At 69.4% G+C, this 23988-nt stretch carries 25 protein-coding genes and 1 pseudogene; 13 read left to right on the top strand and 13 right to left on the bottom strand.

Annotated elements, in window-relative coordinates:
- Positions 1-119: 119 nt before the first annotated feature.
- On the top strand, positions 120-1121 hold the full coding sequence (locus BO221_RS07650; protein WP_143195327.1) for a hypothetical protein: 1002 nt from the start codon (positions 120-122) through the stop codon (positions 1119-1121).
- 107 nt (positions 1122-1228) lie between these two features.
- On the opposite strand, the gene BO221_RS07645 is transcribed toward BO221_RS07650, so the two are convergent.
- Entirely contained in the window at positions 1229-3448 is a 2220-nt protein-coding gene (locus tag BO221_RS07645; RefSeq protein ID WP_073559736.1) for a tryptophan synthase alpha chain, read from the bottom strand.
- 270 nt (positions 3449-3718) lie between these two features.
- On the opposite strand from BO221_RS07645, the gene BO221_RS07640 reads away from it, so the two are divergent.
- Together BO221_RS07640 and BO221_RS07635 are read left to right on the top strand one after the other, a co-directional pair.
- On the top strand, positions 3719-5962 hold the full coding sequence (locus BO221_RS07640) for an ATP-binding protein (RefSeq protein ID WP_233165777.1): 2244 nt from the start codon (positions 3719-3721) through the stop codon (positions 5960-5962).
- Positions 5963-6020: 58 nt separating this feature from the next.
- Entirely contained in the window at positions 6021-6770 is a 750-nt protein-coding gene (locus BO221_RS07635) for a hypothetical protein (RefSeq protein ID WP_073559734.1), read from the top strand.
- A 10-nt stretch (positions 6771-6780) separates the two neighbouring features.
- Here BO221_RS07635 and BO221_RS07630 read toward each other — a convergent pair whose 3' ends face one another.
- The gene (locus BO221_RS07630) at positions 6781-7695 is read right to left on the bottom strand and encodes an MBL fold metallo-hydrolase (RefSeq protein WP_073559733.1); all 915 of its coding nucleotides are present in this window, start codon (positions 7693-7695) and stop codon (positions 6781-6783) included.
- Between the two features lie 261 nt (positions 7696-7956).
- On the opposite strand from BO221_RS07630, the gene BO221_RS07625 reads away from it, so the two are divergent.
- The 4 genes from BO221_RS07625 to BO221_RS07610 are packed head-to-tail and all read left to right on the top strand — an operon-like array spanning position 7957 to position 10710.
- Positions 7957-8610 (top strand): site-2 protease family protein, encoded by a 654-nt coding sequence (locus BO221_RS07625; protein ID WP_073559732.1) that lies wholly within the window; start codon positions 7957-7959, stop codon positions 8608-8610.
- Between the two features lie 32 nt (positions 8611-8642).
- Positions 8643-9176 (top strand): hypothetical protein, encoded by a 534-nt coding sequence (locus BO221_RS07620; RefSeq protein WP_073559731.1) that lies wholly within the window; start codon positions 8643-8645, stop codon positions 9174-9176.
- The gene (locus BO221_RS07615; protein ID WP_073559730.1) at positions 9173-10183 is read left to right on the top strand and encodes a M28 family peptidase; all 1011 of its coding nucleotides are present in this window, start codon (positions 9173-9175) and stop codon (positions 10181-10183) included. The genes BO221_RS07620 and BO221_RS07615 overlap by 4 nt, the downstream gene beginning before the upstream one ends.
- Positions 10180-10710, top strand: coding sequence for a hypothetical protein (locus tag BO221_RS07610; protein ID WP_073559729.1), 531 nt, complete (start codon positions 10180-10182; stop codon positions 10708-10710). Before BO221_RS07615 ends, BO221_RS07610 begins: the two co-directional genes overlap by 4 nt.
- Positions 10711-10887: 177 nt before the next feature.
- Here the strand turns inward: BO221_RS07610 and BO221_RS07605 are convergent, their stop codons facing one another.
- Entirely contained in the window at positions 10888-12138 is a 1251-nt protein-coding gene (locus tag BO221_RS07605) for a suppressor of fused domain protein (protein ID WP_158079798.1), read from the bottom strand.
- Positions 12122-13087 (bottom strand): YafY family protein, encoded by a 966-nt coding sequence (locus BO221_RS07600; RefSeq protein ID WP_073559726.1) that lies wholly within the window; start codon positions 13085-13087, stop codon positions 12122-12124. The genes BO221_RS07605 and BO221_RS07600 overlap by 17 nt, the downstream gene beginning before the upstream one ends.
- Before the next feature lie 97 nt (positions 13088-13184).
- On the opposite strand from BO221_RS07600, the gene BO221_RS07595 reads away from it, so the two are divergent.
- A complete protein-coding gene (locus BO221_RS07595) occupies positions 13185-13820 on the top strand; it encodes a LysE family translocator (RefSeq protein ID WP_073559725.1) in 636 nt (211 codons plus the stop codon).
- A gap of 3 nt (positions 13821-13823) precedes the next feature.
- Here the strand turns inward: BO221_RS07595 and BO221_RS07590 are convergent, their stop codons facing one another.
- Genes BO221_RS07590 through BO221_RS07580 form a run of 3 tightly spaced genes read right to left on the bottom strand, consistent with a single transcriptional unit; the run spans position 13824 to position 16578 of the window.
- Complete coding sequence (locus tag BO221_RS07590; RefSeq protein ID WP_073559724.1) at positions 13824-14720, bottom strand: TIGR02266 family protein; 897 nt, start codon at positions 14718-14720, stop codon at positions 13824-13826.
- A 50-nt stretch (positions 14721-14770) separates the two neighbouring features.
- The gene (locus BO221_RS07585; protein WP_073559723.1) at positions 14771-15505 is read right to left on the bottom strand and encodes a hypothetical protein; all 735 of its coding nucleotides are present in this window, start codon (positions 15503-15505) and stop codon (positions 14771-14773) included.
- Positions 15502-16578 carry a tryptophan dimethylallyltransferase family protein gene (locus tag BO221_RS07580; protein WP_073559721.1) on the bottom strand — a complete coding sequence of 359 codons (1077 nt, stop codon included), beginning with the start codon at positions 16576-16578 and terminating at the stop codon, positions 15502-15504. Before BO221_RS07580 ends, BO221_RS07585 begins: the two co-directional genes overlap by 4 nt.
- A 444-nt stretch (positions 16579-17022) precedes the next feature.
- Here BO221_RS07580 and BO221_RS07575 point away from each other — a divergent pair, with 444 nt between their 5' ends.
- Positions 17023-17409, top strand: a complete 387-nt coding sequence (locus tag BO221_RS07575; RefSeq protein WP_143195325.1) for a hypothetical protein — start codon at positions 17023-17025, stop codon at positions 17407-17409.
- Between the two features lies 1 nt (position 17410).
- Here the strand turns inward: BO221_RS07575 and BO221_RS07570 are convergent, their stop codons facing one another.
- Positions 17411-18763 carry an RtcB family protein gene (locus tag BO221_RS07570; protein WP_073559719.1) on the bottom strand — a complete coding sequence of 451 codons (1353 nt, stop codon included), beginning with the start codon at positions 18761-18763 and terminating at the stop codon, positions 17411-17413.
- 197 nt (positions 18764-18960) lie between these two features.
- On the opposite strand from BO221_RS07570, the gene BO221_RS07565 reads away from it, so the two are divergent.
- A complete protein-coding gene (locus BO221_RS07565; RefSeq protein ID WP_073559717.1) occupies positions 18961-19248 on the top strand; it encodes a hypothetical protein in 288 nt (95 codons plus the stop codon).
- A 366-nt stretch (positions 19249-19614) separates the two neighbouring features.
- Positions 19615-19944 (top strand): glycosyltransferase, encoded by a 330-nt coding sequence (locus BO221_RS07560; protein WP_369864657.1) that lies wholly within the window; start codon positions 19615-19617, stop codon positions 19942-19944.
- Here the strand turns inward: BO221_RS07560 and BO221_RS07555 are convergent.
- Entirely contained in the window at positions 19922-20569 is a 648-nt protein-coding gene (locus BO221_RS07555; protein WP_073559715.1) for a lipopolysaccharide assembly protein LapB, read from the bottom strand. The two genes, BO221_RS07560 and BO221_RS07555, sit on opposite strands and share 23 nt — an antisense overlap.
- A 205-nt stretch (positions 20570-20774) precedes the next feature.
- Between BO221_RS07555 and BO221_RS07550 the strand changes: the two genes are divergently transcribed.
- Positions 20775-21689: a sigma-70 family RNA polymerase sigma factor gene (locus tag BO221_RS07550; RefSeq protein WP_073559714.1), complete on the top strand. Its 915-nt coding sequence runs from the start codon at positions 20775-20777 to the stop codon at positions 21687-21689.
- Positions 21690-21706: 17 nt separating this feature from the next.
- Here BO221_RS07550 and BO221_RS55955 read toward each other — a convergent pair whose 3' ends face one another.
- The 4 genes and pseudogenes from BO221_RS55955 to BO221_RS53505 form a co-directional block, all read right to left on the bottom strand.
- Positions 21707-21925: a hypothetical protein gene (locus BO221_RS55955; RefSeq protein WP_233165775.1), complete on the bottom strand. Its 219-nt coding sequence runs from the start codon at positions 21923-21925 to the stop codon at positions 21707-21709.
- Between the two features lie 6 nt (positions 21926-21931).
- Positions 21932-22108 (bottom strand): annotated as a pseudogene (locus tag BO221_RS57570) (aspartyl protease family protein); the annotation flags it as partial.
- Between the two features lie 65 nt (positions 22109-22173).
- Positions 22174-22581, bottom strand: a complete 408-nt coding sequence (locus BO221_RS07540) for a DUF5678 domain-containing protein (RefSeq protein ID WP_143195324.1) — start codon at positions 22579-22581, stop codon at positions 22174-22176.
- A gap of 98 nt (positions 22582-22679) precedes the next feature.
- Positions 22680-23423, bottom strand: coding sequence for a hypothetical protein (locus BO221_RS53505; protein WP_143195323.1), 744 nt, complete (start codon positions 23421-23423; stop codon positions 22680-22682).
- Positions 23424-23638: 215 nt separating this feature from the next.
- Here BO221_RS53505 and BO221_RS07530 point away from each other — a divergent pair, with 215 nt between their 5' ends.
- On the top strand, positions 23639-23971 hold the full coding sequence (locus tag BO221_RS07530) for a pilus assembly protein N-terminal domain-containing protein (protein ID WP_073559706.1): 333 nt from the start codon (positions 23639-23641) through the stop codon (positions 23969-23971).
- The last annotated feature ends 17 nt before the right edge of the window (positions 23972-23988 follow it).

Genomic DNA, 23988 nt, shown 5'->3' with positions numbered 1-23988 from the left:
CCTCGGGTGGGGGCTCTCAGCACATGGTCGATGCATCCAGTACCATGGCGTTTCTCCCATGTTGCTTGAATTCCGCGAATGCCCATGCCACACCCCGGCTCCCCCCAACCCCGAGGTGGATGATGATGGGTCGCAAGTTGATGGAGAAGCTGCTCGTGCTGCCGGTGGCGATGCTGGCCGCCTGTGGTGGTGACGTGGCCGGGACGGAGCAGGCCGTGGAGCTGGGCGAGAACACCCAGGGCGTGCTGTACGCGCCGCCCGCGCCGGCCAGCGGCAACATCCTGGACGCCACCACGAACCTGGGTCCGGTGACCCTGGGCGGCGCGGTGCAGACGTACTTCACCACCAATCCCCAGTACTACTCGTTCAAGCTGCAGGTGCCGGCCAACTCGGTGGTGGGCCTCGAGGTGACGCACCTGGGCAGCTCCATGTACCTGGACACGGGCCTCTTCGTGTACGGGCCGAAGAACGCGGCCGGCAGCTATGGCACCACGGTGCGCGCGCAGGACGATGACGCGGGTTATGGGCAGCTGAGCAAGCTGGGCGCGGTGGCGCTGGCGCAGGGCGGCGAGTACCTCGTGGTGGTGAGCTCCAGCAACGGCTCGGGCAAGCAGTTCCGCCTGCAGACGTCCTGCGCGGCTGGCTCGTGCACGTCGCTCACGCTGCCTCCGGCTCCCGCGGGCTACCAGCTCACGCTGTCGGAGCAGTCCATCACCTCGCAGCTCCAGTCGACGCTGGCCACGGGTGAGACCGCGTACACGTATACGTCGGGCTCGCTGCGCCGGTTCGATTTCGCGTGGCCGTACTCGGGCGAGCCCACCCTGGCCCAGGCGGACGCGGCGGTGCTCGGCATCCAGGACTATGACTATTCCTACGGTCACACGACGGGCACCGTGCTCACCTATGCCCAGCTCCACGGCTACCTGTATTCGGAGTTCCAGCCGCTGCACGCGCAGATCCTCTCCACGTATGGCAATGGCGTGGAGAACGTGCAGGTGATGACGCACTACTACGATCGCCTGGTGGCCGCCGGTTCGACGGGCTGGTTCCGGCTCAACGTCATCCTCTTCCCGCAGTCGAAGAAGATCATCGTCTTCGAGCAGACGGCCTACGAGACCTGAGTCGCGCGGGCTCCCTCTCCCCCTGGGAGAGGGCGGGGGGGTCGTTCCCAGGTGGCCAACACGCTTGTTGGCCAACAGCCCTGTTGTCCATGGAGCGGGCGAGGGCCTCAGCGGCAGTCGGAGTCCGAGTCGTCCGCGCGGCCGTCCGCGTCGTCATCCGCGCCGTTGGCGCAGCGGCCGGTCTCTCGGGGCACGTACTCGTTGATGTGCAGCGTGTAGCGGATGGGCGAGGCCGTCTCCGTGCTGTTCATCCCGTCCACCACCACCAGCACCCGCTGCCCCTTCTCCAGCATCAGTTTCACCACCGGCGCGCCCGTCTTCCCCGCCGTCCGGCTCGCCGAGCAACCCAGCTCCAGCCCCCGGCACCCCGTCAGCACGTACAGCGCGTTGCCGTAGCCCCCGCCCACCGTGTCGAAGACGAAGGTGCCCGCCTTCGGCGCCGTCCACAGGTGCGCCCGGTCATGCTGCAGCAGTGCGCCGCACGTCCCCTGGAAGCCGTCTCCCGCCTGCGCCGTGTCCCCGGAGTACGTCACCGGCAGCGCGCTTCCCAGGTCCGTGTCCGCGCATCCGCGCCCGTCACAGAAGGGCTCGCCCTGGCAGTCCGTGTCCGCGCAGTCCACCCACCGGTCCCCGTCGTTGTCCGCTCCGTCGAAGCAGTTCCCCGCCTCGGTGGCCGCCAGCTCGTGGATGTGCAGCTCGAAGTCCCCCTTGCCGAAGCTCCCCGCGGTGGCGCCGTCCACCACCACCAGCACCCGCTGGCCCGCTTCCAGCGCCGCCGACACCCGCGCCCCTCCGCCGTAGCTGATGCCTTCCGTGGCGCACGCGAGCTCCTCGCCCCAGCAGTCCTCCCGCTTCAAACACAGCAGCGTGTCCATCGCCGAGCGCGCCGTGTCGAAGGTGAAGGTGCCGCTCCTCGGCGCCGTCCACATCAGGCTCCGGTCCGGTGTGCCCCCGCCTCCACACGAGCCCTGGTGGTCAGCGGTGGCCCACTGCGTGCTGCCCTTCAGCCTCACCGGCAGCGCGTTGCCCAGGTCCCGGTCCATGCACACCGGCGGGGGGCGATAGCACACGTTGGACACGCCTCCGACGCCACACATCTCCCCGGCCGCGCAGGTGCCGCAGTCCAGCATCCCGCCGCACCCGTCCGGCACCGTGCCACAGTCCTTCCCCAGGAAGGCGCAGGTGAAGGGCCAGCAGCCAGGCTCGGCGCAGACGTTGGGCACGCCGCCGCCACCGCACACCTTGCCCGCCGTGCAGGTGCCGCAGTCCAGCATCCCGCCGCACCCGTCCGGTACTCCGCCGCATCCCTTGCCCAGCTCGGCGCACGTGGCCGGCACACAGCGCGCGCTGCCGCACACGTTGGCCACCCCGCCTCCGCCACACGTCTGCCCCGAGAAGCACTCGCCGCAGTCGAGCAGTCCTCCGCAGCCGTTGGAGATGGTGCCGCAGTTCTTCCCCTGCGCCGCGCACGTGGTGGGAATGCACGAGGCCGGGCCACACACGTTGGGGCCGCCGCCGCCTCCGCACGTCTCGTCCTGCGGGCAGGTGCCGCACTCCAGCACGCCCCCGCACCCGTCCGGAATGAAGCCGCAGTTCTTCCCCAGTCCCGAGCAGCTCAAGGGTGTGCACGCCGGAACGCCGCAGACGTTGGGCACGCCGTCGCCGCCGCACGCCGTGCCATCCGGGCAGGTGCCGCACTCCAGCACGCCGCCACACCCGTCCGACAACGTGCCGCAGTTCTTCCCGAGCTCCGCGCAGGTGAAGGGCCGGCAGGTGGCCCGGCCACACTGGTTGGGGGCGCCGCCACCGCCGCACGTCTCCCCCTGGGGACAGGTGCCACAGTCGAGCGTCCCCCCGCACCCGTCCTGCACGCCGCCGCAGTTCTTCCCCAGGCTGGCGCAGGTGGCTGGAACGCAGGTGGCCTGGCCGCAGACGTTGGGTACGCCGCCACCGCCGCACGTCTCACCGCCCGCGCAGGTGCCGCATGCGAGCATGCCTCCGCACCCGTCCGGCATGAGGCCGCAGTTCTTCCGCGCGGACGCGCAGGTGGCCGGGGTGCAGGGCGCCGGGCCGCAGACGTTGGGCACGCCACCGCCGCCGCACACCTCGCCCTCGGGGCAGGTGCCACAGCGCAGCACGCCGCCGCAGCCGTCGATGGCCGTGCCACATTCCAGGCCCAGCTCCTCGCACGTCCGGGCCTGACACCCGTTGCGCGCGAGGGTGCCGGGGAAGGAATCCGTCTCCGTCCCACCGCACGCCAGCCACCCGCACGCCAGCCCTGCCAGGGCCAGGGTCACCCACCCCGGCCCGCTCCCTCGCCCACCCATGCCCCGCCCTCCACCCGGCCTCCGAGTGGCCCTGGGGGCACAACCTGGGGTGGCGCCCCTGGGGACGGAAGGGGCCCCGGGGCGCGAGCCGCCCGGTGTTGAACGCATGGGGCTGTCCCCGGGGACAGGGGAGGTGCCCGGTTTCCGACGTCACGTTGCCCGGAAGCCGGGATTCCCACACATGCACGTGTGCCCACTTTGTAGTGGCTGGCCCAGAGGGGGTGGGGGAGGAGCTTGAGGCGTCCCTGGACTTTCACGAGACGCATCGCCGTGGGGTTCTCCGCCTCGCTGGCGGTTGCCCTGGCCATCGCCGCCATCACCGCGCTCGCCCTTGGCTCGGTGTTGACCGTCGACGAGCACGTCTCCGAGCAGGGCCTCCGGCACCGCCTGGCGGTGGAGCAGTTGCGCCGGGCCTACAGCGACAAGCTCGCCAGCCAGCATGCCCATGAGGCCACGGGTGAACCGTACCACCTGGAGGAGGCGCGGCAGGCCCGGCTCCAATTCCAGGCGCTGTTGCTGCTGCTGCGCTCGCAGGAGGACCGCCAGCAGGAGCGGGGTCTGCTGGACGGGCTGGAGCAGGCCGAGCGGGCGCACGAGGAGGCCACCCGGGCGATGGGGGAGGCGTGGAGCCGGGGCCTCTCGGAGCAGGAGCTGGCGGTGCTGCGCGGCGGGCGGGAGGCGGCCCGCCACCAGACGTACGAGGCGTTGGACTGGCTGGCCTGGTACACCGAGGCCACCTTCAACCAGCAGGCCATCCGGGCGGACCAGGCGGAGCGGCGCGCCTTCTGGCTCATCATCCTGGTGGCCACGCTGGGGCTGCTGGTGGCCATGGGCCTGGCCTGGGTGCTCACCCGCGCGCTGTGGCCGCTGCACCACGAGGCCCGGGCCAGCGAGGCGCGCTTCCGGCTGCTGGTGGAGGGGGTGAAGGACTATGCCCTCTACATGTTGGACCCGAAGGGCCGGGTGGTGAGCTGGAATCCCGGCGCCGAGCGCATCCATGGCTGGCGGGCCGAGGAAGTCATCGGCCGCACGGGGGACGTCTTCTACACGCCGGAGGCGCGCGCCGCGGGCCAGCCGCGCGGGGACATGGAGCGGGCGGCGCGCGAGGGGCGGCTGGAGTGGGAGGCCCCGGGGTTGCGCAAGGACGGCTCGCGCTTCTGGGCCGAGTCGCTCCTCACCGCGCTGCGGAGCGCGGACGGACGGCTCGAGGGTTTCGCGGTGCTCACGCGCGACAGCTCCGAGCGCAAGCGGTTGGAGCGCGCCCAGCACCTCTTCGTCGAGGCCGAGCGGCTCTTCGTCACCGAGAAGGATCCGGACCAGGCGGTGGCGGAGCTGGCGCGGCTGCTGGTGCCGGAGGTGGCGGATGGGTGCCTGCTCTTCCTGCTCTCCCCCGAGGGCGAGCTGGTGCCGCGCGCCGTCACCCACGTGTCTCCGGAGAAGGAGCACCTCCTCTGGGAGCTCATCCGCCTGAGCGGGGGGCCGCAGCGGGGCCGGCCGCACGGGGCGTGGCAGACGCTGTGCTCGGGAAGGACGGAGCGCGTCCCGGAGATGAAGCTGGAGTTCATGAGGGAAGCGACGGACGACCCGGTGTACCTGGAGCGCATGCGGGGGCTGGAGGGGGCCTCGTTGCTGTTGGTGCCGCTGCGCGCGATGGGGCACTCGGTGGGGGTGTTGATGCTGGTGTCGCACCGGCCGGAGCGGCGCTTCACGGAGACGGACCAGGTGTTCGTCGAGGAGCTGGCGGGCCGGACGGCGCTGTCGCTGGAGAACGCGCGGCTGTTGCGCGAGGCGCGGGCGGCGTTGGAGTTGATTGGCGTGGCGGCGCATGACCTGGGCAATCCGTTGCAGGCGTTGCAGTTGATGCTGGGCAAGCTGCGGCGGCAGCCGCCGTCGGAGCCGGAGAAGCTGCGCGAGGTGCTCACCGCGGCGGTGCGGCACACGCAGCGGCTGGGGCGGCTGCTGCACAACCTGTTGGACCTGTCGCGGCTGTCCTCGGGGAGCATGGAGCTGGAGGTGGGGGAGGTGGACCTGGCGGAGCTGGCGCGGGAGGCGGTGGAGCGGCACGCCGAGCAGGCGGCGGAGGCGGGCAGCCGGGTGGTGCTGGACGTGGAGCCGGGGGTGGTGGGGCGGTGGGACCGGCTGCGGCTGGAGCGGGTGCTGACGAACCTGCTGTCCAACGCCTTCAAGCACGGCAAGGGCCAGCCCATCGAGCTGCGCGTGGAGCGCACGGACGGCCACGGGCGGCTGATCGTGAGGGACCACGGGCCGGGGATTCCCGAGGCGCAGCAACGCACCATCTTCGAGCGCTTCAAGAAGGCGCCGGCGAAGGGGGAGAAGAAGGAGGGCTTCGGGCTGGGCCTCTACATCGTCCGGCAGTTGGTGGAGGCGCACGGGGGCAGCGTCCTCGTGGAGAGCCGGGAGGGCGAGGGCGCAACGTTCACCGTCGAACTTCCGCTGGTCTCGGCGGGCCGGGAAGTGGACGCCAGCGCACAGCCTCCGGGGATGGTGCATTAATCGGATTGAGCGGGGTAAGGGGCTGGTTCACCGTGGGGACGTTCACGAGGTGAGTCCAATGGTGAAGCTGGCCCTGCTGGGAGAGTCCTATCCGGCGCAGCTGCGGGAGAATCCGCAGGCGCTGAGGGACGTGGAAGTGGTTTGGTCCGGGAGCTCGGTGGAGGCCTTCCGGGAGGCGGTTCCGCGGGCGCGGCCGGACGTGCTGGCGTTGGACTTCATGGAGCTGAACGGGGTGCAGACGGGGGTGGTGCCAGCGCTGCTGGAGGACAGTGGGGCGAGGCATGCCATCGTCACGTACCGCTTCGCGCGGCGCGGGGTGCTGCAACAGTACCCGGCGGGCAAGGTGCGGCTGTTGCAGGGCCCCATCTCGCTGTCGTTGCTGCGCGCGCACGTGCACCTGGCGGTGCTGGACGACATGCTGCAGCCCCAGCCGGTGAAGCCGATGGCGCCCGCGGCGGCTCCGGCGGCTCCCACGGCCTCGGCTTCGGCTCCGGCGCTGCAACTGGGCGCGCCGGGCGCGGTGTCCACGGTGACGGTGCCGGCCACGCCGAAGGCTCCGCTCTATTCACCGGAGCAGCTGGGCGTGCTGCTGGAGGTCTCCAGCGCCGTGCAGTGCGAGTGCCCCAACCACCTGTCCCAGATTGTCAGCAGCCTGCAGGCCTTCGAGGAGTACTCGAAGCACTGCGAGAACCGGAACGAGGCGGACCGGCAGGTGCACTCGCTGCTCTACCGGTACACGGCGGCGGCGCGCGCGGTGATGGAGGAGGCGCTCACCGCGCTGGTGAAGCACGAGAACATCAAGCTGTAACCCCCGCGGCTCACACCGTGGGGATGTTCGGCAGCGGCGGCTCGGGGAGCAGCACCTTCGGCTCCTCCACCTGTGGTGCCGGGGCGCGCGACTCCTCTTCCAGACGCTCGAACTCCACCGCGTCGTGCGCGCAGAAGACGCGCACGTCCCGGCTGTGCAGGCGCACCAGCTCGCGCAGCCGCTCCTGGTTGAGCTTCCGCAGCCGTCCGTCCTTCTGCATCAGCTCCTGGTAGGCCAGCAGGCCCGGCGTGCACCGGGGGTGGTGCGGGTCCATCTCCTCGTGGAAGAAGTACGCGTCCCCCGCGTGCAGCAGCCACCCGCCGGACTGCCGCACCGCCACGCCCGTGTGTCCCAGCGTGTGCCCCACCAGCGGCACCATGAGGATTTCCGGCGGCAGGCCCGACAGCTCACGCACGCACTCGAAGCCGAACCAGCGCTCGCCCCCGAAGGGCATGGGGTACGTCACCCAGTGCGGCTGCGTGCTCCACTGCCTCGGCCGGAAACGCCGGCGATCCAGCCACGTTGCCTGCGCCACCGCCGCCTCGGCCTCGGCCGCCATCACGTGCACCCGCGCCGCCGGGAAGTCGTCCAGCCCTCCCGCATGGTCGAAGTCCAGGTGCGTCAGCACGATGTGCCGCACGTCCCCGGCGTTGAAGCCCAGGCGCTCGATTTGACGGATCGCCGTCATCTCCTCGTTGAAGCTCGGGCGGTTGAGCGTGAGGAAGAAGGGGCTCAGCCGGGGCCTCGGGTTGCGCACGTCCTCCAGCCCGAAGCCCGTGTCCACCAGCACCAGCCCCTGCTCCGTCTCCACCAGCAGGGTGTGGCACACCAGTGCCGCCGGGATGCCCTGGGGCCTCCGGCGCCCATCCATCAGGCGTCCGCCCGGTGGGCACATGGTGATGCAATTCAGATGGTGGACGCGCATTCCCCGGCTCCCCCTTCGGCGTGGTTCGCCGCAAAGGTGGGGTGTGTTCTGGAGGCGGACCAGCGGCCCCAGGGGCGCGCTTGCTCGCACGGCCGTCCTGGAAGAATGACCCTCACCCCGGGGGGCGTGCCCCCCCTTTGAACGACGGGGGGATTCTCTCCCAGAGGGAGAGGGAGTCCATGCATGGCCGCCTGCTCTCCGGACGGGCGTGTTCACTTGCATGGCGGGTGGGGGGAGCCGCCCTTATTGGCACACGCCAACATGGACTCACCGTTTCTCGAACGGGCGTTGATGCTCATTCCGCTCGTGCTTTCACTCACCGTGCACGAGTTCGCCCACGCCTGGAGCGCTCGCCTCCTCGGAGACGACACCGCCGAGCGCATGGGCCGCTTCACCCTCAACCCGCTCGCGCACATCGATGTCTTCGGCACGCTGCTGCTGCCGCTGCTGGGCATCCCGTTCGGCTGGGCCCGCCCCGTCCCCGTGGACCCCTCGCGCTTCCGCCGCGATGTCTCCATGCGCACCGGCTGGATGCTCACCGCCGCCGCCGGGCCCCTGTCCAACCTCGTCCTGGCCGCCGCGAGCGCGCTCGTCTTCGGCCTCACGTGGCGTCTGGCTCCGGGCTATCTCCCCGCCAACCCCGGGATCGAGTACTTCCTGAAGATCATGATGGTGGCCAACGTGGGCCTGGCCCTCTTCAACCTGCTGCCCGTGCCTCCGCTCGATGGCAGCCGAGTCGTCGAGGGCCTCCTGCCCCAGAAGCTCCTCGGCTCCTGGCAGCGGGTGCTCGCGCTCGGGCCGCTGCTGCTGATCGCCGTCGTCTTCTTCGGCGCCCGGCTCATCTCCGGGCCCACGCACTACGTCATCGGGCTGCTGGAGCGGCTCATCCTCGGCGTGGCGCTCATCGGGACGTAGCCTCTCCGGGGCGCGCGCGGTAGGGTCCGCGCATGCGTCCCTGGTTGCTCCTCTCCGCCGCGCTCCTCCCGGGTGTCGCGGCGGCCGGACACGATGTGTCTCTCGGCGTCACCGCCGTCACCCTCACCAACGGCGGTGTCTACAACGTCACCACTCCCCGGTTCGGCCTCGACGCCTCCTATGCGTACGAGCTCGACAACTGGCGCTTCGGCGGCGGGTTGCGCTGGGCTCCCTCGGGCCAGGGCAACCTCCCGGTCGAGGTGTATGCCCGCGCCCTGCTCACCACGCGGTTGGGCCGCTGGCGGCCCGCCGTGGGCCCCGAGCTGGGGGTGAGCGGTCTGCCCATCATCATTCCTCCCCAGGGTGGCTTCCCCGATGACCTCTCGCGCAAGCAGGCCATGCAACTCGGGCCCGCGTACGTGGCCGTGCATGCCGCGCCCCTGCGCTTCGTCTTCCAACACTTCACCGCGAGCGCCCTGGAGGTGCAGTGGGGCACCACGCTCAACCAGCCCGGCGCCACGCTGCGGCTGCAAGTCGGCCTCGTTCACCTGGGGGTGATGTTGTGAGGACCCTGTCCGCGCTGCTGCTGCTCGCCGTGAGCTCCTGTGCCTCGCGGCCCTCCATCGAGGACACCGATGTCTCGCGCGCCGGGGACTTCTCCGCGGGCGTGCTGAAGTCCAACCTGGTGTCGGACGTGGCGGCGCTCGTCGAGGCGCATGACAGCGATACGCCGCTCGACTGCGCCCTCTTCGATACGTCGGTGATCGACACGGATCGCCGGCCGGTGTGCCACGTCACCCGCGAGAAGGCCCGCCAGCTCGTGAAGGCGCGTTTCGAGGCGCTCGGCTACACCGTCACCACGCACGAGACGGAGGATGAGCGCTTCCCCACCATCAACGTCATCGCCGAGATTCCGGGTGTCGAGCACCCGGACGAGGTGGTGGTGGTGGGTGCGCACTACGACGCGTACTACTCGGGCGCGGATGACAACAGCTCGGGGGTGTCGGCCATGCTGGAGATGGCGCGGCTGGCCGCGGGCAAGCGCTTCGCGCGCACGGTGCGCTTCGTGGGGTTCGACCTGGAGGAGCTGGGGCTGGTGGGCAGCACGCGGTATGTGGAGAACCGTCCGGGAGAGGAGATCGTCGCGTCGATCATCTTCGACTGCATCGGCTACCGGGATGCGACTCCCGGAGCGCAGCAGGGCCTGCCCGGGCTGCCCCTGCCGAGCACGGGGGACTTCCTGGCCGGAGTGGCCAACGAGCAGTCCCGTCCCCGGTTGGAGGAGCTGTATGCGCTCTCCTCGCGGCTGGGCTACGACGGCTTCATGAAGGGCGTGGTGGCGCCGAAGGACGGCTCCGGGCCCGCCTCGGGCAACCTGATGCGCAGCGACCACGCGCCCTTCTGGATGGCCGGGCAGAGCGCGCTCTTCCTCACCGACACCGCCAACTTCCGCAATCCGAACTACCACAAGGCGAGCGATGTGCCGTCCACGCTCGACTACGACTTCCTTTCCGATGTCACCCGGCTGTCCGCCGCCGGTCTCTCCTTCTGGGCCGAGGGTCCCCTTCCATGAGCATCTCCGCGCTTGTCATCCTGTCCGCCCTGGCCACCTCTCCCGCCGCACCCGAGGTGTCCGAGTCCCCGCGTCATCAGTTCTCGCTGTATGGACGCTCGGGGGCGAGCATCTACCTGTCATCGGCGCGCACCCAGGGTGGTGTGGGCGGTGGCTTCGGTGTGCGGGACACGGTGGATGGGCGGTGGTTGTTGCAGGCGGACGTGAATGCGCTGACGGGCCTGGGCTCGGCGTTCGCGGTGCGGGTGGGGGCGGGCGTGCAGCGCCAGGGGTGGTGGACTCCCGCAGCGCTGGTGACGCTGACGGGCCTGTTCGGAGACAGGCTGGACTTCCTGACGCCCGAGCACCCCGTGCCCGTGGCGGGGCCCTCGTTGGGGCTGGGGCTGACGGTGGCGCCCGCGCGCTTCACGTTGGGGAAGGCGCAGGTGTCTGTGTTGGAGCTGGGCGTGGGCGTGGGCACGGACAATCCCGGGCTCGGCCTGGTGTATGGGCTCACCCTGCTCGAGGTGGGCGTGGCGTTGTGGTGAGCCTGTCTACGGAACAAAGTTCTTTCAGGGGGACTGTCCGCGCTGTCTACGCAAGTCACTCCCTCGAGTTCAGCCCGCCTCCCGGGCGCGCTCTTCACGAACTTGTCCAACTGTTGGACAAGTTTGGCGAGACCGTGCCCGGAGGGGTCCCTCCTGCTCGGACGTTCTTCCAGTGGCTTAGTTGAACATCCCGAAGAAGCCTCCTTTGCGGAGGACACTTTCCTTCGGGCCCCGGCCCCAACCGAACGGCTTCCCCCGCTTCGTCAGCTTCATCTTCTCGAGGAGCGAGGGAGTTCCGTTCTCGATGGCATGCTGGAGCTCATCCTCGGTGACGGGCACGACGTGAAGCAACGCGGCCTCGAGGGTGAGCGTTTCCATGGGCGGTGCCAGCACGAAGCGCTCGTGGATGAGCCCGAGTTCCTCCAGCGTCACGGTGTCGTGGACCTTGTACGGAGCATCCTCCTCCTCCCCCGCGAGAATCGTCATCGCCAGCGCGATGAGCACATCGGCGATGCGCTGATTCTCGGAGGGTGAATAGGCAATCAGCTCGAGCCGGGGCTGTGGACCGCCGGGGAGCTGGGACCAGAGGCTCAGCCCCGCCGTGACGTAGGTGTAGTAGGGGCGCTCTCGCGTCGGGCGGTGCTCTACCACCATGAACCCGGGACGGTTCCCGGGTAGCGTCGTGGGCCAGTATTCCTGGATGTCTTCACCGAACACCGAGCGGTAATGCTCCACGATGCGAGCACGCGCACCGGATTCTTCGTCGCGCTGCTCTTCCGTGAGCGTTCCTTCCGCCAAGCCCCGCCGGATGGCGTACAGAACCGCGTCGATGAGCTCGGGGATGTTCTGCCCCGTGGTGGGATTGATCACGAGGCCCGGTGACGGCATGGGCAATCCCAGCCTGGCGAGGACCTGCTCCGGTGCATCCGCGTTCTCGAAGTCACTCTTGGTGACGCAGGTGACGAGCGGCAGCCGGGTGATGTCCTTCTTCTGCTCCGCGAGATGTTGGGCAAGTGCCTCCGCCCAGAAGGCATTGACCTCCTGCCGCTCGCGCTGGGCATCGGCCAGGAAGACGACGGCGTCGGCGTTCTTCAGGATCAGCCGGCTCGAGTCCTCGTATTCGATGTCACCATGAAGCGAGGACAGGAGGAGGCGGACCTTCTTCCCGTCCAGCTCGCCGAAGCCGGGCCGCTGGATCTCGAAGAACACGGTGACTTCGGTCGACATGTCGATCGACGTCAGCTCGCTCTTCTGCGCGTCGGGAGTGTGGTCGTGGATCCACCGCAGGGCCGTCATCTTTCCGGCCCACGAGGGGCCGTAGAAGACCACCCGGAAGTTCACTTCGCCCGTGCTCTCGTCCTTGAACATGAGGCGTGCCGCATAGCACAGGCCGTCTTCGCCCTGGACGCCGTCAGCAAGGCCCCTCACGCCGCATGGACTGCTGAAGCAGGTGCCGGGCGCGGGCGGCCAGCTCCTCGCGCAAGGCGTCTGGCCGGCGGATCTCGAAGGCGAAGGGCAACCGCGCCAGCTCCCGCGCGAACCAGCCGAGGTCATCCGTCTGGCCGCGCAGCAGCACGCCTCCGGCCACCTCCTCGAGCACGCCGAACGAGGGAAACACCTGGCGCCGCGCGGCCTCGAGGCCGGTCTCGAGCAGCACCTCGACGGTGAACTCGCGAGGCAGCGTCGCGACCGAGCGCGTCAGGTGGGCGAGCGCGTCGAACCCCTCCGGGCGGGAGAAGGCCACGTCCAGCGGCTGCACGGCCCGCACGCGGTCCAGCCGGAACGAGCGCAATCCATTGCGCAGGTGGCACATCCCCACGACGTACCAGCGCCCGCCGCGCCAGACGAGGCCGTAGGGATCGAAGTCACGCTCGGAGTCCTCGTGCTCCGCCGCGCGGTAGTGCAGGTGCACGCGCCGCTGGCTCTGGGACGCGATGCTCAGCGCGGCCAGGGCGGCGTTGTCCCGGGGCGCGGTGGGGCGGGAGAGGTCGAGCGTCACCGTCTCGTCCACCGCGCGCACGCGCCGCTTCACGGTGGCGGGCATCACCCGCTCGAGCTTGGCCTGGGCGCTGGCAACCGCGGGAGCTGCCTCCGCCAGCCCCAGCCCCCGCGCCGCGAGCAGTCCGAGGGACAAGGCCAGGGCCTCGTCGTCGGTGAACATCAGCGGTGGCAGCTTGAAGCCGGCCACCAGCATGTACGCACCATCGCGTCCGCGCTCGGCGGTGATGGGGATGCCCAGCTCCTCCAGCATGGCGATGTAGCGGCGCACCGTGCGGCGATCGACCTGGAGCCGCTGGGCCAGTTGCGAGCCGCTCATCCGGCCGTGCGTCTGCAACAGCTCGAGCACGGTGAGCACGCGCGTCGTGGGGCGGGACATGCGGAGCTGCCTGTTTCGAATGAGGGCCGGTTCCGCCCTATATTCCTCCTAGAGAGGAGCGGTTCTCCAGCCCTTTCGCTTCACGGGAGTCCTCGTCATGGAGCAGACCGCTCATCTCTGGCTCTTCTTCGTCCTGGTGTTCGGAGTCATCGTCCTTCCGGGGCTCGACATGGCCTTCGTGCTCGCCAGTTCCCTGACGGGCGGGCGCAAGGCGGGCCTGTCCGCGGTGGCCGGAATCATCGCGGGCGGGGTCTGTCACGTGGCGGCCGGTGCCACGGGAGTCGCCGTCCTGCTGAAGGTCGTTCCGTCCGCGTTCAATGCGTTGCTGTGGATGGGCGCCCTGTACGTGGCGTGGATGGGCATTTCCATCTTCCGGAGCGGGGCCGCGTTCTCGGCGGCGCCCCTTGGGGACAGGCTGACGCCCGCGGCCACCTTCCGCCGGGGGGTGCTGACGTGTCTGCTCAATCCGAAGGCCTATGTCTTCATGCTGGCCGTGTTCCCGCAGTTCGTGCGGCCGGAGTATGGGCCCCTCTGGATTCAGGCCCTGGTGCTCGGCGCCATCATCGCGGTCACCCAGGGCGCGGTATATGGCGCCATCGCGCTGGCCGCCGGCCGGGCGCGCGGCTGGCTCGAGTCGAATCCCGCCGCCAACGTGGCGGCCGCGCGGGTCGTCGGCGGGCTCATGGCGCTCGCCGCGGTGGTAACGGCCGTCGAGGGGTGGCGGAGCGTGTGAGGCTCAGTCCGGGAAGAACAGCGGCTCGCGCGTGGCCACGAAGTCCGAGATGACCGACGTCACCTCGGGCGGCAGATAGGAGAACTTCACGCCCAGCCCCGGCATCAGCTCGGGCGTCTTGTCGTTCACCTCGCGCGTCCAGTGCACCACCCCCGTCACCGTCATGGACCGCGTCCCCGGCAGCAGCACGTCCAGGTCCACCGTCGTCCCGCGCGGCACGGACTGCACCGTCGCCAGGAAGATGCCGCCCTCGCTGATGTTCGTGTTGAAGCCCGTGAAGAAGTTCGAGTCGCTGCGCTGGTCGATCGCCGCCACCATCCTCGGCCGCGCCCGCGCCCCCTGGGGATGGGGCTCCAACTGGGTCGTGTTCCCCTGCGCCTTCGCCGGGCGCGCCGCCGGCCGCATCGGAGCAGCCTCGCGCTCCCGCTGCGCCCGTGCCGCCGCCTCGCGCTCCCGCTGTGCCCGGGCCTCCGCCTCCGCCGAGCGCTTCAGCCCCGCTTCCGCCTCGGCCAGCTCCTGCTGCGCCCGGGTGTTGAGCTGCTGCAGCGAATTCAGCGTCCGCTGGGAGTCCTCCACCGACCGGCGCCGGGCCTCCAGGGCCTCGTTGCGTGACGCCAGGGCCTGCTCCCGCGACTCCTCGGTGATGCCGGTGTGCACCGACGCCGATTCCAGCCGCGAGCCCGCGGTGCGCACGTGCTCGTCCCCGGGGCGCTCGGCCGTCAGCCGCTCCACCTGCTGTCTCAGCTCCAGCAGCCGGCGCGAGAGGCTCTCGGCTTCCGCCGCGGCCCGCGTCAGTTGCTCTCCGAGCCGCGCCTCCTGGCTGGCCAGCTCGGACTCGGCGCGCGCGAGCTCGGTCTCACGCGAGGGCGGATGGGTGGGGGAGGGGGACGGCGCGTTCATCTCGGCCTTCCATCCTAGCGCTCCTCCCGGGGGGCCGACGAGCCCTCCGCTCATCCGGGGCGTGCGAGCCCTCTCGTACCCGGAGCATGGGCCCCCTCCAGGCCTCGCCGGGCGTAGGCCAGCAGCTCGTCGCCCATCGCGTGGAACAGGGCGAAGGTCCGATCGGCCAGGCCGCGCGCCCGCTCCACCTGCTCCGGTGTCAGCTCCAGCCCGGCGAGTGTCTCCTCGATGTTCCCGTTCCCCGTGAGGTGTCCCGTCTCGAGCCGCTCGTGTGCCTCTCCGAAGTAGAACAGCCGCTTGCCCGTCCGTGCCTCGAGCTCGCGGGCCGCCTGGGTGAAGCGGCTGGAGCCCACGCTCCCGGCGGCCTCGATGCACTCCACGATGACCAGCCGCATCACCGGGCGCTCCGCCGAGATGAGGGCCACCAAGCCGTAGATGAGCTGGCGCGCCTTCTTGTTGTGCTCTCCCCACAGGTGCTCGATGGCCCCGGTGAGCTCCAGGGGGGCATTGAGCTCCAGCGTGCGCAGGTCCCTCAGGAACATGCCCCAGTGGTGGTCATCCTCCCGGGTATGGGTGTTGATGAGCTTCTGGAGCGGATCCTCCGAGGACTCGTCCCGCAGGACGTACTTGTTGAGGTCCGCGAACCCCATGACGAACGGCGCCATGCACGGGGCGAAGCCGAAGCGCAGCCGGGGCTCGACGCTCGTGTCCCCGAGGAAGGAGAGGAAGGGGGACTTCGCCAGCTCCGCCTGGTGCTGCTCGATGTACCGCAGGACCCGTTTCATGGGTGCGCTCCGCTGTAGGCCTCGGTGGCCAGGTAGAAGGTGGCTCGCCGCCCGCCGCCCTGCCGCCGCAGGGAGACCCACTGGATGAGCCCCACGCCGTCTTCCAGCGGCCGGCGGGCGAGCGCCGCCACCGCCCGCTCCAGCAGGCCGCGCGACGCCGTGTCCAGCAGGGGGCGGATGCGCCGCAGCGCGTCGGCGTCGTGGGCCGCGTGGCAGCGGATGGGGAAGTGCAGCGTGACGCTGGAGGGCCTCCCGGGCTCATCGGAGGTGAAGGCCAGGCAGGTGAGCGTGGACCGGGCCCCGGTGAAGGAGCCCGGGGTGCCCTGCAACTGTTGGCAGAAGTCGCGCGCCTCGCCCGGGACGTACTCGCGGCCGAGCGCCATGACGTCCTCGAGCTCCTCCGCCAGGGCCTCGGGATGGGAGAGGTAGACCTTGATACGGGCGGCGCGGTGCGAGGAGAGGTCCAACGAGAAGTAGACGGGGGTGTCCCCGCATCCCCGGCGCATGGCCCGGGTGGACAGGACGTGCCACGTCTCGGCGCAGCCGAGCCGCTCGAGCGCCTCCCGCACCAGGGCCCGTGCGCCCTCGGGGCCCCGGGCGAACGGGTTGAGGTACACCTTGAACGTGGGGGCGCCGCCTGGCACGACACAGACGGCATGCCACAGCCCGAAGCGGGCCCGGGCATCCACCGGCTCGAAGAGGGCCCTCACCCGCTCGAAGCGCTCCAGGGACACGCCGAGCTCGCGCCGCAGCCGCTCGTTGAGCGCCAGGCCCGCCTCCCAGCTGGAGCGCAGGGTGGTGGGCTGTCCCTGGGCCTCCAGCAGGAAGCGCACCTCGGGCTGGCCCTCCTCCATGGCCAGGGACAGCTCGAAGGGCGTGTGGTCATCGGTGATGTCCGAGCGCCAGGCCGGCTTTTCTCCCAGGGGCCTGTGTCCCCAGGAGTCACTCATGCGCTCGAAGGTGCGCCGCACCGTCCGGGTATCTCCCGCGCCGAAACCCACCGCCTGGCACAGCGCGTCGAGCCGCTCGCTCCCGAAAGACTGGAGGGATTTCCAGGGGATGGCTGCTCTCACCGCAGGGGCCCGCTCGTTCCATACCCGCATGAGGATGTCCGATCTCTCGCAACGGAAGGACAGCTCTGTCCATTGTAACAAGAAATGCGGGGTTGTGCGGTCTGTCGGGAGCTTCTCGGGGTCTCCAGTGAACGACGGGTCCGGTTTCGCGCAAATGCGTGTCTGGCGGGACCTTCGGACTGCAATTTTCGACAAGGGATTGAAAAAGAGACAAGAAAACCAGGGGAACCCTACTTCTGGTTCTCGTGGCCGTGTCTGTTTTGCAGCATGGGCGGGGATGGCGGCAATCCCTTACGTCTGCCTCGAGGAGGAAACCCACATTTCGAGCGCCAGGGATATGGCTTTTCTCGTGAATCCTTTATCATGCGTTTGAATGGCGAGACGACGGGGGGCGTCTCATACATACGCAAGACGTGGGCAGTTCACTCCACCCAGGGAGGAAAAATGGACGCTCGACAGATCACGGCGGGGATGATGAGGCTGACCAACGAGGCCCAGGCGGTGCGAGCGGGCCGGATGCGTGGTGAGCGCCGCCTCAGGGTCCGTCAGGCCCACCAGCGTCTGGCTTCCTCCTATGCGAGCATCGCCGAGCGCAATGCCGCGCTCGCCGCCGCATGTGGTGCGTGCACCTGTTTCGGAGAGCCCCACTGCCTCGACTGCGGCGGAGAGGGCAAGCCCGGCTGGCAGCGGCCGGATGAGAGCCTGTTCCGCCAGTACGTGGCCCCCGTCCTCGCGCGGCTCGGCGTCCATGTGGATGACGAGACCCCCCACCACGACTCCCTGCGCGCCCTGTCGTGGGCCGATGCCTCCGCCCAGGGCGCCAGCTTGTAACTCAGTCCGCTCCCTTGATGCAGGCGATGGGCTTGAGACGCTTGTCCACCTTCGCCAGCCCCGCCATCTCCACCGTGTCCAGCACGTCGTCCAGGTTCTTGTAGCAGGGCCCGGACTCGTCCAGCGGCGTCGTGCGCGTGTTCAGCAGGATGCCCGCCTCCGCCATGCGCCGGTCCGTCTCGGACTGGTTCAGCACCCGCCGCGCCTCGCCTCGCGACATCCTCCGCCCCGAGCCGTGGTTCACCGAGTAGATGGACTGCTCCGCCCCCTCCTCCGCGAAGAGGATGGCGCTGCCCGTCTCCATCGAGCCCGGAATCAGGATGGGGTGCCCCGTCTTCTCCCACTGCGTCTTGCGCAGCGCCGGGTGCCCGCCCGGGAACGCCCGCGTCGCGCCCTTGCGCGCCACGAACTTCCCCGCCTCCTTCTGGATGAGGTTGTGCGAAATCTCGTAATAGATGTCCGCCGTCCCGCCGAACACCTCCTCGAGCGCCGCGCACACCGCCTCGCCGATGATGAGCCGGTTGGCCACCGCGAAGTTGGCCGCCATGTTGTGCAGGTTCCAGTACTCCCGCCCCAGTCGGCTCTCCGCGTCCAGCCAGATGAAGTCCTCGCTGCGCTTGCTCAGCCCCAGCGCCGCCGCGCCCTCCACGAAGTAGTGCTTCGCGATGTTCCACCCGAAGCCCCGGCTCCCCGTGTGCAACATCACCCACACGCGGCCGTCCTCGTCCACCTGCATCTCCGTGAAGTGGTTGCCTCCACCGAGGCTCCCCAACTGGTCCCTCTTGTCGTAGGCCCGCTCGGGGATGTCCACCCGGTCATCCTCCACCGGGATGAAGTCGCGCTCCGTCGTGGACGCACTGCGGCCCAGCGCCTTGGCCCCATGGCGCACCACCTCGGCGAACGTGCGCGCGCTGACGCTCCGCTGCTTCTGCACCCGCGACGCGCCCACGCCCACGGCGATGCGCTTCGTCACCTCGTCGATCCACTGGCGGCGCTTCGCCTTGTCGGCCACGTCCTCGGCCGTCAGCGTCGTCTTGAGCTGCACCATGCCGCAGCCGATGTCATAGCCCGCGGCCGTGGGCAGCAGGATGCCGTCCGTCTCCACCACCGTGCCGATGGGCACCCCGTAGCCCAGGTGACAGTCCGGCGTCACCGCTACCCGCGTCACACCCGGGAAGGACGCCGCGTTCACCACCTGATCGAATACACCCTCCTCCAACCCCGGCAACTCGGGGCCCTCGCCCCACAGCAGCTTGTCCGAGAGGAACAGGTGCGCGTCCACCCGCATCGTCTTCGTCTTGGGCAGGACGAAGTGGCCCTCGGCGACCTTCTCCAACCTTTGTGTCCAGCTCATGGCCTTTTCCCCCTGGATGGGTTCAACCGCTGGCAGCGACGGAAGCGTCCTCTGGAAGCTGACGAACAGAGCGAGCGGCCAAGCTTACGACCGGTCAACGGCTGGCGGTTCGCGGATGTCATCCATAGTGTGCCCGCAGTTGCCCCTTCACTGAAGAATTCCCATTCCTATTCCCGGAGCTTCAAGGGGGTAGGGAGATGGGGATTCTCGGTGCGTTGCTGGTGGCGGTGACGGTGAACGCGGGGCCGGTGGAGGTGAAGACGGCGCCAGTGTTCAATCCGGCGGTGTGCAGCAAGAAGCGCGTGGACGCGTGTGGATGCCACCACGTCTACGGCGTGCGCCACTGCCACCCCAAGCGCAAGAGCGAGCACTGCGAGGCCATGGTGCAGGCCTCCGAGCCCTCCACGCCCACCTGGGAGGAGCTCCTCTCCCATGAGCCGGAGCCCGCCACCGAGCAGGAGACCGCGGACTCCGCCACCCTCTAAGCCAGCCGAAGTAAGTCCGTTCAGGGGTCTGTCCTCAGCTCCAAAGCAGGAGGGACCCCTCCGGGCCCGGTCTCGCCAGACTTGTCCAACTGTTGGACAAGTTCGTGAAGAGCGCGCCCGGAAGGCGGACTCACCCACTCCTGAAAGGACTTTGTTCCGATGGCTTGGCGGAGCGTCCACGAAGTCTTTGGACAAACTCCGAGAGCCCGTGGATGTCCCCTCTCCCCCTGGGAGAGGGCGCATGCGCAACACGACCAGGTCCACGAACTTCGTGGACACTCCACTCGCTGGCCCTTCATTCAGTCTCGCGGGTGAGGCGGGTAGAGTCCCGCTCCATGCGCGTCCTACGGATCGCTCTTTCCCCGGCTGGCTGGAGTCGTCCACCACGGCGGCGCGGGCACCACCGCCGCGTCCACCCGCGCCGGTGTCCCCCAGTTCGTCGTTCCCCACCTGTTGGACCGGTTCATGAACGCGCACGACGCGCGCACCGCTGGCATCGGCCTGTCGCTGTCCCGCAGCCGTCTCGGCGTGGAGCGGCTGACGCGTGCCCTCGTCCGGCTCCGTGAGGATTCCGCCCTGCGCACGCGCGCCGCCCACGTCGGCGAGCAGGTGCGTGCGAGGGATTCGCTGGCCGCGGCCGTGGCGCTGCTCGAGCAGGCCGCCGCGGAGGGGCTCACTCCTCGGCCGTCACCGTGACTTCCAGCGTGAACTCCCGCGACATCACCCGCTCGAGGTCATCCACCTCGTAGGCCGTCAGCGGCGTGCGCGAGGAGATGACCACCCAGCGCGTCCCCGGCGCCGCCCTCATGGCGATGGTATTGCCCGACAGCCTGCGCACTTCGGCCGGAGAGGGCAGGGGCTCGGCGGGCGCGGCCGGTGCGGGTGGCAGGGCCAGACGGCCCGGGACGTTCGCCTGCCGCGTGTGCAGCTCCACCATGTCCCGCTTGTGCTCGGGGATGCGCGAGGGCGGCGGCACCGGGGGCGGCACGTGCACCGCCTGGCGCGGCGCGTTCGTGGTGCACAGCCGCTCCAGCGCCCGGGCCACCTCGTTGTCCCTCGGGTCCAGCTCCAGCGCCACCTTCAACGCGGCCCGCGCCCTCGCCTCGCACCCCAACTGCAACAACAGCTCCGCCGCCGTCCGGTACGAGCTGATCGCCTTCTGCTTGTCTCCCGCCCGCCTCCACGCCTCGGCGTGGCGCACGTACAGGTGCGGATCCCTCGGGTCCAACTCCAGCAGCTTCCCGTAGGTGCGCGCGCACTCGGCGAACTTCCGCCGCGAGTACAGGTCCAACGCTTGTTCCTTCAACTCCCGCACACCCATCACCCCACCCCCACCACCGCCCCGAGTCCCAACCCCGACACCGATCTGCTTCCCAGGTACAAGCATGGGCCATGCCGGGAGGGCACGGTGCTCCACACGGGGGGAATTCCAACGCCTCCGGGTTCGATCCGCCTTCCCAGTCCCTGTAAGAAAGGAGGAGAGCCCCGTTCCACCCTGTAAATCCCGGCCGCTTCCTTCAGCCCCCATGTCCCACGCTTCGCCGCTCGCCCGCCTGCTCGTTCCCCACCTGCGCCCCGAGGCCCGGGGGTACGCCGAAGTGCCCGCGCTGGAGACGGTGCTCGCGGAGCTGCTCGCCTCCGCTCGCGCGGCGTGGCCCCGGGTGCGGATCGAGGACGCCGTCTTCCTCCGCTACCTCGCCGAGCGACTCGCTGCCTCGTCCGAGCCCGAGCGCACCCTGCGGGCCTTCCCCGCCACGGACCTCTTCCTCGCCTGTGCCTGTGTGCACCGGGACGCCGCCGCCCAAGCGGCCCTGGACGCGCACTTCCTGCCCAAGGTGGCCGCCGCCGTCGCCCGCGTGCACCCGGGCGCGGATGCCGTCTCCGAGGTGTGCCAGGTGTTGCGCGAGAAGCTCCTCACCTCCGAGGCGGGCCAGCCGCCGCGCCTCGCCAGCTACCTGGGGCAGGGGCCGCTCGCCGCGTGGCTGCGCGCCGCCGCCGTCCGCACCGCCCTCAACCTGCGCCGCACCGCCCAACGTCAGGCCCGCGCCGAGGAGGAGGCCCTCGCCGATGCCACGCTCCCCGGTGGCACCCACCCCGAGCTGGAGCACCTGCGCCAGCGCCACCGGGCCGACTTCCAGGCCGCGCTCGCCGAGGCCCTCACGGCCCTGCCGTCACGAGAGCGCACCGTGCTGCGCCTTCACCTCGTCGAGGGGCTGAGCCTGGAGCGCATCGGCACCGTGTACCGCACGCACAAGTCCACCGTGTCCCGGTGGCTCGCCCACGCCCGCGAGGAGGTGCTCGAGGGCACCCGCTCCCGGCTCGCCGAGCGCCTGCGCCTGTCCTCGGGCGAGCTGCACAGCCTCCTGCGCGACGTGCCCGCGCAGCTCGACCAGAGCCTCTCCTCGCTGCTCGCCAGCTCCGTGCGGGACGAGGGGCCGTGATTTCGCAGGTCTGGGGCCTACGGCTCTTCCTCTTCGGGAAGAGCGAGCTCGAAGTCCCAGTAGGGCGGTTGATTGCGTTGGGTGAAGCGCAGGCGCTCGAGTGATTCGTGCTGGCCTACCAGCACGGCTCCCTGGCCCACCAGCGTACTGACGCACACAGCCGTTGTTCTCAGCAGCAACCCGAGTGTGGGTTCCTGCGCCGGGCTTTGAAGGAAGGCGATATCCATGGCTGTCATCCAGCCGGAGCTCTCCTGCCCACTCCCTATCCCCTGGATTGCCACGGGTTGCTCCTCGGGAGGCTCAACCCACCCGAGTTTGTGCGCGACGTCCGGAGAGATGATGGTCAACGGAGAACCCGTATCCACCACGGCCCGGATGGCACGGCTCCACCGACCGTTGTACCCGATGCGAACGAGCACCTTCGGTGCTTTGACTTCATGCTCCTGGAGCAGGAAGTCGGTCTGGAGTGACAGGTGGAGTCGATTCACTTCACTGAGAACGTCGGAGGGATGAACTCAATGACGACATGGGTGTCGGGTACGCCTCGGCGTTCGAGCTCGTCTTCGAGACTGGCGTAGCTATCCGCGGAGGCCACGATGCCCTCGGTGGGGTGGACGGCGATGTGCCTGCCACGATGTTCCGCGACCTCGGCCCTGTGCTCCATCATCCAGCGTTGGAATGCATCCGGCGTCGCTGGTGCCTGGAGCGAGGGCTGTTCCTGTAGTCGCCGCTTGAGCTCGTCGATCTCCTTCTGCTGGGTTTCGAGCCGTTGCCGCTGGGTTCGTAGCTCCTGGGCGATGGCACTCCACAGCTGCCACACGGCGCTGGGGAGTGACTCCGCTTCTTGCTGCGCCTGGAAGAGGAATTGGACGTCGGCACGCTGCTCCAACACGTCCAATCGTTCCTCGGGAAGCGAGGAAGCGCTGGACCACCTGTGGATGCGGGCGTCTCCCTCTCTCCGGTGACGGCGCTCGGTGTGCCGGGCGGGCCCTACCCAGCCACTCCGGTCTTGGGGCGTCTTCGCGGAGGAGCCTTCAGGAAACCACGGACCAGTTGCCATAGCGTGACCTCCACACGGGAGAGCATCTCCGGCTCGAGTTCCAGCGTGTCCTGCCCGGAACAACTGAGGGCGAACAATCCCCGACCCTCATCCACGTACCCCAGGTCATTGACCTTCCTCAGCGGTCCCGGGGAATCGAACTCCCAGGAGTAGTTCTCGAACGAGAGCACGGCTCGATGCCCATTCGAGGAGACAGGTTTGAGCGCCATCCGCTGCTTGGGGGCAAAGGGTGAGCGCCACTTCTTCTCATCGAGGATGAAGGAAACCTTGGACCGCACCTCGATTCGTCGTTCCGCCGGCCATCCGTCCGATATGCGCTCGAGGATGCCTGGATACCCTCCGAGCTGGCGGCTCATGTCGATGAGCTCTTGGGGGGGGGTGGGACTGGGCACGGGCTGCAGCTTCAACACCCAATGGGTTTCCTCGGGACTGGGGAGGAGGGGATGGACTTCTCCCGTCAGGAAGCGATCGCCCTTCTTGAGGATTTCCGGTAGGGCGACGAGTTCTGTTTCCCAATGAAGCGGGGTGGCCTTTGGCTCGAGCCTGCAGCCAAGGGCTACCATGAACTCTCGCCATCGTTGAGGGGTGGATTGGGCAAAGAAGGATACTTCCACGGAGCTCACGACAACTCCGGGCTCGGCTACTCCTTGCTTTTTCTCCTCCTTCACACCCATCAGTCTCTCTTGGTTACCCGTTCCATGCATGAAAGCCCCTCGGGCCATCATGAGGTGAGTCGATGATAACCATGGAGGAGCAGGCCGACCAGGAAGTTGTGGAGCAGATACAAACCGCACGCGGAGGACCCGTGAGTTTTTTTCGCGCCGCCGTGCAACGCCGTGCGGTCACCGGTGTCATCCGGGCAGAACGCAGGACAATCCCGGAGGACACCATGAAGAACGTGAAGAAGATGATGGGCGTGCTGGCGGTGACGGCGGTGGCGGTGCTCGGCACGGCGGCGGGCGCGGAGCAGGTGGCTCCCGCGGCGGCCCATGACACCCCCGCGGCCCCCGCCGAGACGATCAGCCTCAAGAAGGGCGAGGTGCACTCGCTGGAAGTGAAGAACCTCGTGCGCATCGCCTTGGGGGACTCGTCGATGGCCAATGTCTCCGTGGATGGCCCCACCACCCTCCGCATCACCGGGAGCAAGGCGGGGGAGACCACACTGCTGGTGTGGACGAAGGACGGGGCGCGCAAGGCGTACAAGCTCGCCATCCAGGGCTGAGCCGGGCCCGGTGGCTT

Origin of the sequence: Archangium sp. Cb G35 (genome assembly GCF_001896145.1) — a bacterium.
Classification (GTDB): Bacteria; Myxococcota; Myxococcia; order Myxococcales; family Myxococcaceae; genus Archangium; species Archangium violaceum.
The sequence above is the reverse complement of the archived record's forward strand: the minus strand, read 5'-3'. Positions and strand labels throughout refer to the sequence as shown.